The sequence below is a fragment of the Acinetobacter sp. NyZ410 genome (assembly GCF_022828975.1).
Classification (GTDB): domain Bacteria; phylum Pseudomonadota; class Gammaproteobacteria; order Pseudomonadales; family Moraxellaceae; genus Acinetobacter; species Acinetobacter guillouiae.
Window position 1 is genome coordinate 433,702 of sequence record NZ_CP094620.1, and the last position, 13,039, is coordinate 446,740.

5 protein-coding genes and 4 tRNA genes are annotated in these 13,039 nt (G+C 41.3%); 2 read left to right on the forward strand and 7 right to left on the reverse strand.

From position 1 onward, the window contains the following. Positions 1-148: 148 nt before the first annotated feature. Positions 149-919, reverse strand: coding sequence for a TorF family putative porin (locus tag MTO68_RS02060; protein WP_004718165.1), 771 nt, complete (start codon positions 917-919; stop codon positions 149-151). A gap of 607 nt (positions 920-1,526) precedes the next feature. Between MTO68_RS02060 and MTO68_RS02065 the strand changes: the two genes are divergently transcribed. Continuing rightward, entirely contained in the window at positions 1,527-4,502 is a 2,976-nt protein-coding gene (locus MTO68_RS02065) for a cytosine permease (RefSeq protein ID WP_244014841.1), read from the forward strand. Between the two features lie 405 nt (positions 4,503-4,907). Here MTO68_RS02065 and MTO68_RS02070 read toward each other — a convergent pair. The 6 genes from MTO68_RS02070 to MTO68_RS02095 all read right to left on the reverse strand — a co-directional run bounded on the left by MTO68_RS02070 (position 4,908) and on the right by MTO68_RS02095 (position 11,219). Continuing rightward, a tRNA-Lys gene (locus MTO68_RS02070) sits at positions 4,908-4,983 on the reverse strand. Between the two features lie 159 nt (positions 4,984-5,142). Further along, positions 5,143-5,218, reverse strand: a tRNA-Lys gene (locus tag MTO68_RS02075). 93 nt (positions 5,219-5,311) lie between these two features. Continuing rightward, a tRNA-Lys gene (locus tag MTO68_RS02080) sits at positions 5,312-5,387 on the reverse strand. 92 nt (positions 5,388-5,479) lie between these two features. Beyond that, positions 5,480-5,555: transfer RNA gene (locus MTO68_RS02085), tRNA-Lys, on the reverse strand. A gap of 195 nt (positions 5,556-5,750) precedes the next feature. Then, positions 5,751-7,592: a long-chain-acyl-CoA synthetase gene (locus MTO68_RS02090; protein WP_244014843.1), complete on the reverse strand. Its 1,842-nt coding sequence runs from the start codon at positions 7,590-7,592 to the stop codon at positions 5,751-5,753. Positions 7,593-7,799: 207 nt separating this feature from the next. Continuing rightward, on the reverse strand, positions 7,800-11,219 hold the full coding sequence (locus MTO68_RS02095; RefSeq protein WP_244014845.1) for an Rne/Rng family ribonuclease: 3,420 nt from the start codon (positions 11,217-11,219) through the stop codon (positions 7,800-7,802). A gap of 769 nt (positions 11,220-11,988) precedes the next feature. On the opposite strand from MTO68_RS02095, the gene MTO68_RS02100 reads away from it, so the two are divergent. Beyond that, the gene (locus MTO68_RS02100) at positions 11,989-12,927 is read left to right on the forward strand and encodes an RluA family pseudouridine synthase (RefSeq protein ID WP_004718156.1); all 939 of its coding nucleotides are present in this window, start codon (positions 11,989-11,991) and stop codon (positions 12,925-12,927) included. The last annotated feature ends 112 nt before the right edge of the window (positions 12,928-13,039 follow it).

Sequence of the window (13,039 nt, forward strand, 5' to 3'; positions counted from 1 at the left end):
GGGCTTTAGGGTGTCACCCACCAGAATGACACATTTAAAATTTAAAGTTTTGAAATGAATGATCATCTCAGAAAAGCATTTTTAAATTGAACAAATCTTCGAAAATCAGAGAGTAGTTAAACATTGTGTATCGTTTAAAAATGCAATATTAAAACGCTTTGGTTAAACTAAAAATTGCACCGTTTGCGACTGTACGTTTTTCACTTTTAGAGAGCTGATCGGTATTCAAATTGGTACCAACCGCAGATAACTCCGCAGTTAAACCTTCAAGTGTTTTAAATTGATAATTCACCCCAAGCTTCCAATCGATGTAATTGTCGGCATCAACATCAATCAATGCACCTTTATCTTGGATGATGGAATAACCAATACTTGACGTCAGACCAAAACCTGTTTCAGCCAATGGTACTGAATAGCCTAGGGTGAAGTTCCATGCATCACCTGCAAATCCAATATAGTCATCACTATAATTAATATTGGTGAGGAGGCTATCTTTACCCAAAAAGATATCATTAAAGGTTAAACGTGCAGAAAACTCATGCCATGCCCAATCCGACCAACCTGGATAGCTAAATCGGTTATAGCTTAAATCTAGTGTTGGCTTAACTTTTTCAGACCAATTTAATGCCGTGTTATAGCCAATATATGAGGTAAACTCAAAATGTGGTGATGTTGAACCACCGAAGTCCGTATTGGCCGCAAAGATTCCGCCGTATAAACCAGAATCATGTGACAGTACAAAGGTCCCTTGTACTGCAGGATCATTACGAGATTGGGATAGACCACGGAAACGGTAGTCCGTTGTCAGTGCAGCAGAACCACTTAAGCTAAGACCTGATGAATGTCCCGTTTCTGTGGCCACAGCAGAATGAGTCGCCATTGTTGTCAGCATTACCGATAAAATTACTGGTTTAATCATATTGATTTCCTTTTCGTAAAAATTTGGATTATTCCAAAATCCTTTTTTATGTCGATCAACAACACATTTTTGTTTTTGTTATCTTAAGTAGTGATGTTATAAAGAGATAATAGAATATTCAGAACACATGCCTCAAAAAATCTGAATCGCTTGGGTATAACGATGACTTTTATCCAATTGAGTTAAATTTTTTTAATGATTATTTATGTAATTATTTTTTAATAAAAAATTCTTTTGAACGATACATTACTTTTTTAACCCTAGATCAATGATCTTCTTTTCACTCATCGTTTTATTCAATTCAAGTGGTACTCAAGCTGGTGTATAGGTCGATATTGAATATCGAACAAATACAGGCCTGAGATAATTTTTTCTTTAATTTGTTCGTGATTATTCTGGCCTCAATATTTTTAACATATTAGATGGTCTTTATTTGAAATTTTAAGGTGATTTCGCAAATGATTTTGATCTCTTTGCGATGGAGTAACTATGCTATTCAGTCCTTTTTAGTCTTACTTTAAAAAAACTAAAGGCTTGATACTGAATATAAAAATTTAAGCTGATCCTAAGATTGGTTATAACTTTTTTATTTATGGAATGGATTCCTATGTCTATCACAACTATGGAAAGTAGTACGATTCAGGCAATTCCTGAAAATCAACGTCACGGTAACGCACGCGATCTATTTACGATCTGGTTTGGCTCAAACATTATGTTGTTGACTATGTTTACCGGCTCATTGGCAGTTACAGTTTTTAATCTGAGTTTCTTTTCCGCCTTAATGGCATTGGTTTTAGGCAATCTTGTTGGTGCGATTTTTGTCGCACTGCATTCTGCGCAAGGCCCACAACTTGCAGTGCCGCAAATGATTCAGACACGCGGGCAATTTGGTTTCTATGGGGCTTTGCTTGTTGTTGGCGTCGTGGTGATTATGTACTTGGGTTTTTATGCATCCAATTTGGTGGTTGGTGGTGAAGCGCTACATACAATTTATCAGCCGATTTCCAAGGTACAAGGCATTACGATTATTGCGATTGGGAGTCTGATTGCAGTTATTTTTGGTTATAAACTCATTCATAAATACACCCAAATCCTTGCGGTACTTTCAGGTTTAATGCTGCTTGCTGCTTTTATTCGTGTATTTAGTTCGCAATACTTCCCCCAAGATTTCTTTCAGCTGGGAACGTTTTCAAGCATTGGCTTTATGGGAACCTTATCCATTGCCGCATTATGGCAGTTGGCTTATGCCCCGTATGTATCAGATTATTCCCGCTATTTGCCTAAAGCGACTGGGGCAAAAACTGCATTTTGGGCAAGCTATTGGGGCTGTTCACTCGGCTCACTGATTTCAATGATCTTGGGCTTAACCGTTGCTCGTGCCTATAGTGGTGACTTTATTCAAGGCTTAATTCACTTAACCGGCTCCGGTCTATTCAGTACCGCTTTGATTATCGTCTTTTCTCTCGGGATTGCTGCCACAAACTCAATGAATTTGTACTGTGGTACTTTATCGAGCATCACTATTCTACAAACGATTTTTCACCGTTGGTCACCGCGAGTGCTTGCCAGAACTATAGTGGCATTAAGCTTATTTAGTGTGGCGATGTTCTTATCTGTTTCAAGTTCGGACAGTTTTGTCGAGAGTTATGTCAATTTTATTCTCTTGCTCATGTGTGTACTGATTCCATGGACAGCCATCAACCTCATCGATTATTACTTTATCCATCATACTGAATATGATGTGCCATCTTTCTTTAAACCGGATGGTGGGATTTATGGTTACTTCAATTGGCCTGCATTAATCTGTTATGTGATTGGGATTTTGATTCAGATTCCATTTTTATCTACACCGCTGTATGTTGGTCCGCTTGCTAAATTATTGGGTGAAGTGGATATCTCATGGGCGGTTGGTTTACTGGTGGTTAGCCCATTGTATTATGTTGTGGCAATGTTATATAAACGCACATTACCTGAAATAGACAATCAACAATTACAGCAACATAGCTATGATTATGTCATCGTTGGCGCGGGTTCGGCGGGGAGTGTGATTGCCAATCGACTAAGTGAAGACCCAAATACCCGTGTCTGTTTGATTGAAGCAGGTGCTGCTGATAATTCGCCACGTATTCAGATTCCAGCAGGAACGATCACGTTATATAAGAGTAAAAAATACAGCTGGAATTTCTTTTCTACCCCACAGAAACGTTTGAATAATCGTCAAATCCATACCCCACGTGGCAAAATGGTCGGCGGTTCAAGTTCAATGAACAGTATGATTTATATTCGCGGAAATGCCTCTGATTATGATAATTGGGAAGCGAAAGGTTGTGCTGGATGGGGCTGGAAAGAGGTTTTACCCTTCTTTAAACGCTCTGAAAAAAATGTCATTCAGCAAGACTTGGCTTTTCATGGTGTTGAGGGCGAGTTATTTGTTGATCATCCGAAAGATCCGAACCCATTATCTAAACTCTTTATCCAAGCTGCCGCTTTACTCAATCTAAAAGAAAATCAAGACTTTAATGCTGCATCAAGTGAAGGTGTGGGGATATATGATGTGACTCAACGTGATGGTCAGCGTCTATCCAGCTTTAAAGCATTCGTTCAGCCAATATTGACACGTTCAAACCTTACAGTGGTGACTGAATGCGAGGTTGAGCGTATTCATCATAGTGAGGGGCAAGTACACTCGATTCATGTGCAGCGACAAGGACAAAATTTTGATATCAGGATCAATAAAGAGTTAATCCTCTCTGCTGGTGCTTTTGTTTCGCCGTTATTATTGATGAAATCTGGTATTGGTCCGAAATCTGAGCTGGAACAGGCCGGTATTGAATGTAAGGTTGATTTACCTGGGGTGGGTAAAAACTTGCAAGAGCATATTGATGGTTTGGTGACGGTTAGAACAAATAGTTCAAAAACACTGGGTTTTTCTGTTGGGGCTTTGGCATCTATACTGCCCGCACCATTCCAGTATGCACTCAAAAGAAAAGGCTGGTTGACCACCAACTATGTAGAAGCAGGAGGCTTTGCAAAAACACCACTGGCAACAGATTTACCAGATGTACAATTCCACTTTGTTCCGGGGTATCGGAGTCATCGTGGTCGCTTGTTTGAATGGGGACATGGCTATGCAATCCACACCTGTGTTTTAAGACCCAAGAGCATTGGTGAAATACGTGTGAATGCCCAAAAGCAGATCGAGATTGATTATAACTTCCTTGAAAAAGAACAAGATATGCACGTGCTGATCGAAGGAATTAAACTGGCACAGCGTATTTTAAAACAAGATGTATTTAAGGCATTCAATGGTCAAGAAATCTTACCCGGACCTGATGTTAAAACTGATGCAGATTATCAAGCCTATGTTCGTGAATATGCTGCAACCGTATTTCATCCCGTGGGAACATGTAAGATGGGGATTGATGCAATGAGTGTGGTCGATCCAAAGCTTAAAGTCGTTGGTTTTAATAATCTGCGTATTGCTGATGCATCCATTATGCCTGATCTTGTGTCAGGCAATACCAATGCACCATGTATTATGATTGGCGAACGTGCCGCAGATTTTATCCTTCAACAACAATAACCCACTGGGTAAATTCCCGCTGATTGTTTTAATTGAGTGGTTATACGCATAATTAAACCGTGCGCAATCTTGGTTATTGGGTACGGTTTTATATTGTTTGGGAGGGGGAATACGATGACTCGTCAAGCAGGAGAATATTATTTTGCTAGCGATGATTTGGCATTTACTCGTTCGACAAGAAGAATAAAAGCTTTTTAGCTATTCAGTTCGGTCGTGTCATCTGATTGTGATTGTTGGCTTGGTTGTTTTGAGCTAAAACCGTTGACTAAGATCTCAGTCGATATTTGAGTATTGATGCTTCGTCATCATTGAATGATAAAACAATCCGTTTGATTAGGGCGTGCAGCTATCAGAAAAATAATTCAACTGAACTTATTTAAAGGGGTGGTAAATGACTTAAAAATCTGGTGGGTTGTGTGGGGTTCGAACCCACGACCAATAGATTAAGAGTCTACTGCTCTACCAACTGAGCTAACAACCCTGAACTTGTTTAAAACATGATTAAACCAGAACAAAAGATGAAGCAAAATTTCGAGAATGGCGAAGCATCTAAAAAGATGTTTGGTCTTGGTCGGAACGTTTGCAGGTTTCGTTTCTATTGTAGTACTTTAACTGTATAGAAAGAAGCCCTAAGAAAGAATGGTGGGTCGTCCGCGATTCGAACGCGGGACCAACGGATTAAAAGTCCGCTGCTCTACCAGCTGAGCTAACGACCCTGAGCGAGATGTGTAAAGCGCGCTGCTTTACCCGATATCAGTGAAAATCGAGAATTTTCTATCGGTATCTATTTACAGGTTGAAACATGAAGATGGTGGGTCGTCCGCGATTCGAACGCGGGACCAACGGATTAAAAGTCCGCTGCTCTACCAGCTGAGCTAACGACCCTGAGCAAGGATGTATAAAGCGATGCTTTACACGATATTTGTGAAAATTGAGAATTTTCTATCGCTATCCATTTACAGGTCAAAACAATTAAGTGGTGGGTCGTCCGCGATTCGAACGCGGGACCAACGGATTAAAAGTCCGCTGCTCTACCAGCTGAGCTAACGACCCTGAACCTTCATCCAAGCTAGGCTTGAATGTGTAGTGCAAGAAAACTAAAAAGTTTTTAAACACCACTTTGTTTTGATGGAGCGTATTTTAGCAAGATATTGATAGAGCGCAAGTAAAAATTAAGAAAGTTTGCAACGTTCGGTTATAAATAACACAAAATGGACTAAAAAAGCCCTGAAATCAGGGCTTTTAGCTTTAGAAGCGGTATTTATAAGCTTCAATATTGGCAAAAACTTCCGCAGTGACATCACAATAGGCATTGGCACTTGGCAGTAAAACCAATAAACGATCAGAGGTTTTTTCAGGATTAAAGGCTTGTTCCTTTAATTTATTTTTCTGATATTTAAATGTACCCGTCGTTTCTACAATTTGTTGGATACGTAAAAATACCGGAACAGCATAGGCTGGCAAGTTCTTTTTAAACTCTGCTGCAAGCTGGCTTAGATCTTGTTCAGTCAGTTCTTCCCCATCATGTAAAGTAATGGCAGCCATACCTGCTCGACCATTGGTATTTGGAATTTCAACGCCGTAAACCACAGCTTCTGTGATTTTAGGGTATTCACTACAAATATTTTCAACTTCGGTGGTTGAAACATTTTCACCTTTCCAGCGGAAAGTATCACCAAGGCGATCGACAAATTGAGCATGTCGGAAACCAATATCACGAACCAAGTCACCAGTAATAAAGTAAGAATCGCCTTTTTTAAAGACATTTTTCATGATCACTGACTTGTTCTTTTCTGGGTCTGTATAGCCATCAAAAGGGGAGCGCTTGGTGATTTTACCAATCAATAAGCCCACTTCACCTTTTTTGACCTTTTGACATGCACCATGACTGTCACGGATTGCTTCATTTTTTTCTTTATCGAACTGGACGATGGCATAAGGTGTAGGTGAGAAGCCAACAGTATTGTTAAAATTAAAAACATTACTGAAGCCTACATTTCCTTCACTAGAGGCATAAAGTTCTAAAATTTCTTCGATACCAAAGCGTTCTTTAAACTTGCCCCAAATATTTGGACGCATACCATTACCGATCATTTTGGTGACACGGTGCGTATGATCAAGTTCTGAAGCAGGTGCATCCATAAGGTAGCGGCAAAGTTCACCGACATAACCAATGGCTGACGCATTAAACTTTTTGACATCAGACCAGAATGCAGAGGTAGAGAATTTACGACGGATTGCCAAGGCTGAACCGCCTGCAATTGCGCCACACCAGCACACCACCATACCTGTTGCATGGTAAAGCGGTAAAGTGCAGTACATCACATCATCTTCACCTAAGTTTAAGACATGACCATATGTTCCATATGCCAAGGTCCAACGACTGTTGGTAAAGACCACAGCTTTAGGTAAACCTGTTGTGCCAGAGGTATAGATATAAAACAAGCCATCTTTCCCTTTGACACTTTGTGTGGTCGAAGGATTGAATTTTGGAAATTGTTGAATTTTTTCAGCAAGATTGATAAAGCCTTGAGGTGCTGTACCCGGGTCTTGCGTTGTATTTTGATCTGCAAACCAATGGATGCGGTCTTGAGCAATGTTTAAGTCTTGACGAATCTCATCTACAGCAGCATGGCATTCTTCACCGACGATTACCGCAACAGGATTGACCAAATTGATACTATGCGTCAGGACTTTACCTGTCTGTGAGGTATTGACTAAAGCTGTTGTTACGCCAATTTTTGCAAGTGCAATCACGGTCGCAATCAACTCAGGACGATTTTCGATCATCACGGTGATCGCATCGCCTTTTTTTATGCCAATAGAAAGATAAAAGTGTGCAATTTGATTGGCCCAGTTATTCAGTTCTTTATAACTATAGCGTTGATCTTCAAATAATAACGCATCACCATAAGGATTGCGTTTTACAGCACGTTCAAAAGCAAGACCTAGCCCAGCAGGCGTATTGGGTGTTCTGATATAAGCTTGTTTAAGTCCAGTCAGGATATTGGGAAGCTTATTGATGAGCTGTGGTAAGCGCTCTGCGACATCAGTAAATCCGATGAGATCGGCCTGTGTTGTTTGACTCATATCAATCCTATTTATTTTTCGTAATCCAATACAATTTTTAGAGTGTCATTGACTCACATTACATTTGTCTTTTTAATCGTATAAGACTAGTGCAATCAACCTAATCTGACAAATGTCCTGATAATCTCTTCAAAATAGCAAAAAAACCTAGCCATCGAAATGACTAGGTTCTCTTTAATCGCTACATTTTAAGCAAATTTTTAAAAATTACTCATCCGCTGGCGGTGTCGCTTTTTTTGGCGGGCGGCCACGAGGGCGACGAGGGCGGGCAGGTTTTTCATCTGTTGCCACATTGTCTGCCTTTTGGGCATCTTCATCTACAGCAGCTTCAGCAGTCGTATCTAAAGCAAGCGATTGTTGTGGCTTTTTCGCCTTTTCAGTTGCAACAACTGCTTTCTCAGCTGACTTAGCAGGGGCTGCTTTAACCACTTGAACTTCCGCAGGTGCTGTTTCAACTGTCGTTTCTACAGGTGTTTCAGCTTGCACTTCTTCTGCTTGAGTAACCACAGGTGCTGCTTCAACTGGACTTGCTTGAGTCTCAGTTTTCACTTCTTCTGGTTGTTGCTCAAGTTCAGCTTGATGCTCTTGCTTTGCTTGTACAGCCGCTTGTTTTGCTAAACGACGACGTTCACGAGGATCATTCGCTACACGGCGATCATTCTCAGGCTTCGGTGGCGTTAAGTCTAAAACATCAGCAGGTTGTGCTTCTGGTGCTGCTTTAGAGATAGCAACATCGCGTGTTACAGGCTGCTTGCTTTGTACATCGGTCTTTTCTACCACAGTTAAGGTCGCTGAATATTCTTCAGTAAACTTAACCAAAGCGCGATTGAATGTTGGAATTAATCCAAACTGTTCAATCAGTACCGCACAATCATCACCATAGACATGACGAATCAACGTTCCCACTGTGTACTGATTTAATGTCGGTACTTGAGATGGTGCGATTTTAGGCGTTGCCGCTTTTGCTTGAGCAGCGTCACGTTGTTGACGGCGTTTTTGGCGCGGGTCATTGCTGGCACGTTGCACAGGCTGTTCTGCTTGAACCTCTGCTGCTGCAGGTGCTTTTGCTTCAGTCGTTACAGCCTGACTTTCTACAGCCGGTGCAGTAGCTGGTTGAGCGTATACAGTGCGAGGTGCTTTAGCAACAGTTTCAGCTTTTTCATTGCGATCATGACGCTTCGGCTTGTTGCTTGCTGGCGCAGCAACTTGTTGCGGGTTTAATGCCACAATTTCACTTTGAGCTTGATCAAGATTAACCACTAAAGCTGTTTCAAGTGCTGCATGCTTCGGGGTGTCAATGAGTTCAACCTTAGGTTGTTTCTCTTGAGGTTGATTATGCTCTACAGGCGCATTGTTGTTTGGCGCTTGTTGTTGCTCATCATTAAACACGCTGCTATCGCGATGACGATTTGGGCGGTTTGGACGTTGCTGATGGTTACGATCACGACGTGGAACAGCTTGTTCAGCATGGTTCGCTTCAGCATTTTGATCATGCTGTTGACGTGGCTGCTTTTGCTGACGACGTTGATCACGTTGTTCCTGACGCTGTTCTTGGCGTTGCTCTTGACGAGGCACCTGAACCACTTCTTCAATCACTTGATGTTGATCAGTGTTTTGTTCGCGTGACTCTTTGTGCTTGTTGCGATTTTTGTTTTTATTGTTGTTACGCGGAGCTCGTTCTTCTTTCTCACCCTGTTTTTCATATTCACGCGGTTCTTGTTTTTGAACAGGTGCATGTGAAAGATAAGCATTGGTTTCAGCAACAACTTGAGCTTCAATTGCAGCTGGCGCGCTATTGCTATTCACTTGGCCAAATTGACCACGGCTTACAGCACCACCGTTAATCATTTGTTCAATGGCTGCAGCTGCATTGTTTGCAGTACGTGATTGGTCAACAGTTGCTGCTTGTTTTTGTACAAACAGATTTTCTAACCAAGCACATGGGCTAGAAGCTGGTTGAGCAACTTGTGCTTGAACCGCTTGCTGAGCTTTTTGAGCTTGAGCAGGTTGTTGCTTTCTGTTTTGCTTATTGTTTTGTGCTTGAGCTGGCGCAGCATTGTGTTGCGTTTGCTCTTCTTCTAAATGCCACTCAGATGACTCATAGCCCAATTCTTTTTCGCTTGAACGGGTAGCTTCAGTACGTTCATAGCTAGTTGGCGCAAAACCTTCTGGGTTATATGAGATTTCGTAATGTGGCGTTTCTAAATGTGGATGTGGCAGTACAGTAACACGCACATTTGACGTTTGTTCTAAGTAAACCAAACTGTGGCGCTTTTCATTCAATAAGAATGCTGCAATTTCAACAGGCACTTCAACTTGAACTTCACCTTGACGTTCACGTAATGCAATCTCTTCAACTTTACGCATAATTGAAAGAGAAAGAGAACGTAGATCACGTACCATACCTGTGCCATGACAGCGAGGGCATACATAACCTGTAGCTTCTTCAAGAGATGGGCGTAAGCGTTGACGGCTCATTTCCATTAAACCAAAACGTGACAATTGACCGAACTGGATGCGGGCACGGTCACTTTGCGTCGCTTCACGAAGTTTAGCTTCAACCATACGTTGGTTGCGTTCTTTGGTCATATCAATAAAGTCGATCACCACCAAACCACCAATATCACGTAAACGTAATTGGCGAGCAATTTCTTCAGCTGCTTCTAAGTTGGTGCTGAGCGCAGTTTCTTCTACATCATGTCCACGTGTTGATTTCGCCGAGTTGATGTCGATTGAAACCAGTGCTTCAGTTTGGTCGATTACAATTGAACCGCCTGAAGGAAGTTTAACTTCACGTTCATAAGCTGTTTGAATTTGACTTTCAATACCAAAATGCGCGAATAACGGTTCATTTAACGTATAGGTTTTTAACTTATCCAATTGATTTGGCATTACCGCTTTAACAAAGTTATAGGCTTCGTTATAGGCTTGCTCTGAGTCAATTAAAATTTCTGCAACATCATCACGTAAATAGTCACGGATAGCACGCGTCACCACACCAGCTTCTTGATGAACAAGCATTGGTGATGGACCAGAGTTTGCTGTGCCTTGGATTTGTGCCCACAGGTCTAACAAATGTTGAAGATCAAGTTGCAGTTCTTCTTGTGAACGGCCAATCCCTGCTGTACGAACGATTACGCTCATACCACGAGGGGTATTTAATGACGCCAACATTTCTTTGAGTTCTTCACGAACTGAACCTGAAATTTGACGACTAATACCACCGCCTTTCGGGTTGTTCGGCATCAAGACTAAATAGCGACCAGCAAGGGAAATATAAGTTGAAAGTGCAGCGCCTTTGTTGCCACGCTCTTCTTTTTCAACTTGAACCAAAAGTTCAGTGCCTTCAGTGATGAGTTCACGAATATTTGATGTTTGGCGAGGGTCTGCCTTGTAGTAAGTATTGGCAATTTCGCGCATCGACAAGAAACCTTGACGACCCGCACCATACTCTACAAATACAGCTTCTAAAGAAGGCTCTACGCGAGTGACATGGCCTTTATAGATATTGGCTTTCTTTTGTTCACGTGTACGGTTTTCTAAATCGAAATCGTAAAGACGGTGACCAGTGATGAGTGCAACGCGAACTTCTTCGGCATGTGTTGCATTAATCAACATACGTTTCATGGGTGTAACACCTAATAGTGATTCACACCAACAACTCGCTATCTTTTTTAAGTGAAGCGAACATCTAAAATATTGGATCAATGCTCAAATCACGGATACATCCAATATGATCTGAGTAATTTACCCACTTGTTTTGAGCAAGGTTGGGTTTGATGCCTGTATTGATGCTGCAATACTTCTTTAATCTTTGCACGATTAAAGTTTTGAGCTCTTCACTGGCACTTAAGTGGTGCATTGGATGACTGATTTGATTCGTCTTTCACTATCACATTGCTCGAAGAGCATCTCAACTTTTGTGAGAGCGTCTTGATACGGAATTATCATCGTACCTTTACAAATTGTGCAGTTCCAATGCCTCAAACACTTATGTCCTGAATAACACTCTACAGCGACTTGCCTGATGTGTATCAGTTTATGTTTAAAAACCAACGTCTGGGTTGGCGACATATATTTTTAAACAAACTGATTTCTGTACTTTAAGTACAATTAAACGCAACAGTTTGTCTTTTTGCCGATATAATAAAGCCTTCGGCGTCGGCATATTCTTTTGGGACCTTTCCGCATCTGTCGTGAATTTTATCGTTTGTGTCACGCTTTCATTTTTAAAAAAGGGTGGCACTAAATTTCACTTACGGTGGTATCCGTGCGCTGACTATAGCAAACCTTGAATCATCTGCCTATGGGCTATATGCTTATTTTGTATGAAAAGCATAGTCTAAATGATCAGTTTTTAATCAAATTTTAGTTTTTTATTGGATCACCTAACTGTATGAATTCTACGCAACAATGGCAAAATGTAACTTGGTTTGAAGTAGACGAGCATCAAGAAGGCCAGCGCATCGATAATTTCTTATTTACTCGCCTGAAAGGTGTGCCGAAAAGCCGTATTTATCGTTTAATTCGTGAAGGTCAAGTGCGCGTCAATAAAAAGCGTATAAAAGCAGAAACTAAGCTAGCGATTGGCGATCAAATCCGTGTTGCACCTATTCGCTTTGAGCAAAAAGACGAAACTGATGCACCTGTATCCGATAAGGTTGCACAAAGCTTACTCAGCCGTGTGGTGTATGAGGATGAAGGTTTATTGGTGGTCAACAAGCCGTCTGGAATTGCCGTACATGGTGGAAGCGGTGTGGCATATGGCTTAATTGAAGGCTTACGCGCGGCAACAGGTAAAAAATATTTGGAATTGATTCATCGTATTGACCGCGATACTTCGGGTCTGGTGATGGTGAGTAAAAAACGCAGCACATTGAAGGCGCTACAAGACATGTTGCGTGAGCATAAAATTAAAAAAACCTATGCTGCGATTGTTAAAGGTCAAGTGAGTTTAGATCAACAGTTGATTAATCAACCTTTATTGCGCTATGAACTGTCCAATGGTGAACGTCGTGTACGTGTCTCAGAAGAAGGTAAAGAATCTAAGACACAATGGAAAGTTGCCGAGCGCTTTATGCATGCGACACTGGTCTATGCTTCTCCACTGTCAGGCCGTACCCATCAAATTCGTGTGCATGGTTTAAGTATTGGTCATCCTTTAGTGGGTGACGATAAGTATGGTCATGAAACAGAGTATCGTGGCCCCAAAGCTCGTCGATTGAGCCTACATGCAATGCGCCTTGAAATTCCTGGTTATCCTGTGATCGAAGCGCCTTTACCTGAAGATATGCAAAGCTTGGTTGCGCAGTTAAGAGCACAAAAGAAAGATTGATTCGATCTCGCTGCTCACTTTATCTTTTACACACAGGGAACTTGTTTTATGAAAAGTTCCCTTTGTGTTTAAAAATGCGTTAGCTTGTCATGTAAAGGGCATAAGATCTAAA

Excerpts from the sequence above, each read along its gene's own strand:
- MTO68_RS02060 (WP_004718165.1), bottom strand. The coding sequence starts at position 919 with ATGATTAAACCAGTAATTTTATCGGTAATGCTGACAACAATGGCGACT.
- MTO68_RS02065 (WP_244014841.1), top strand. The coding sequence starts at position 1,527 with ATGTCTATCACAACTATGGAAAGTAGTACGATTCAGGCAATTCCTGAA.
- MTO68_RS02090 (WP_244014843.1), bottom strand. The coding sequence starts at position 7,592 with ATGAGTCAAACAACACAGGCCGATCTCATCGGATTTACTGATGTCGCA.
- MTO68_RS02095 (WP_244014845.1), bottom strand. The coding sequence starts at position 11,219 with ATGAAACGTATGTTGATTAATGCAACACATGCCGAAGAAGTTCGCGTT.
- MTO68_RS02100 (WP_004718156.1), top strand. The coding sequence starts at position 11,989 with ATGAATTCTACGCAACAATGGCAAAATGTAACTTGGTTTGAAGTAGAC.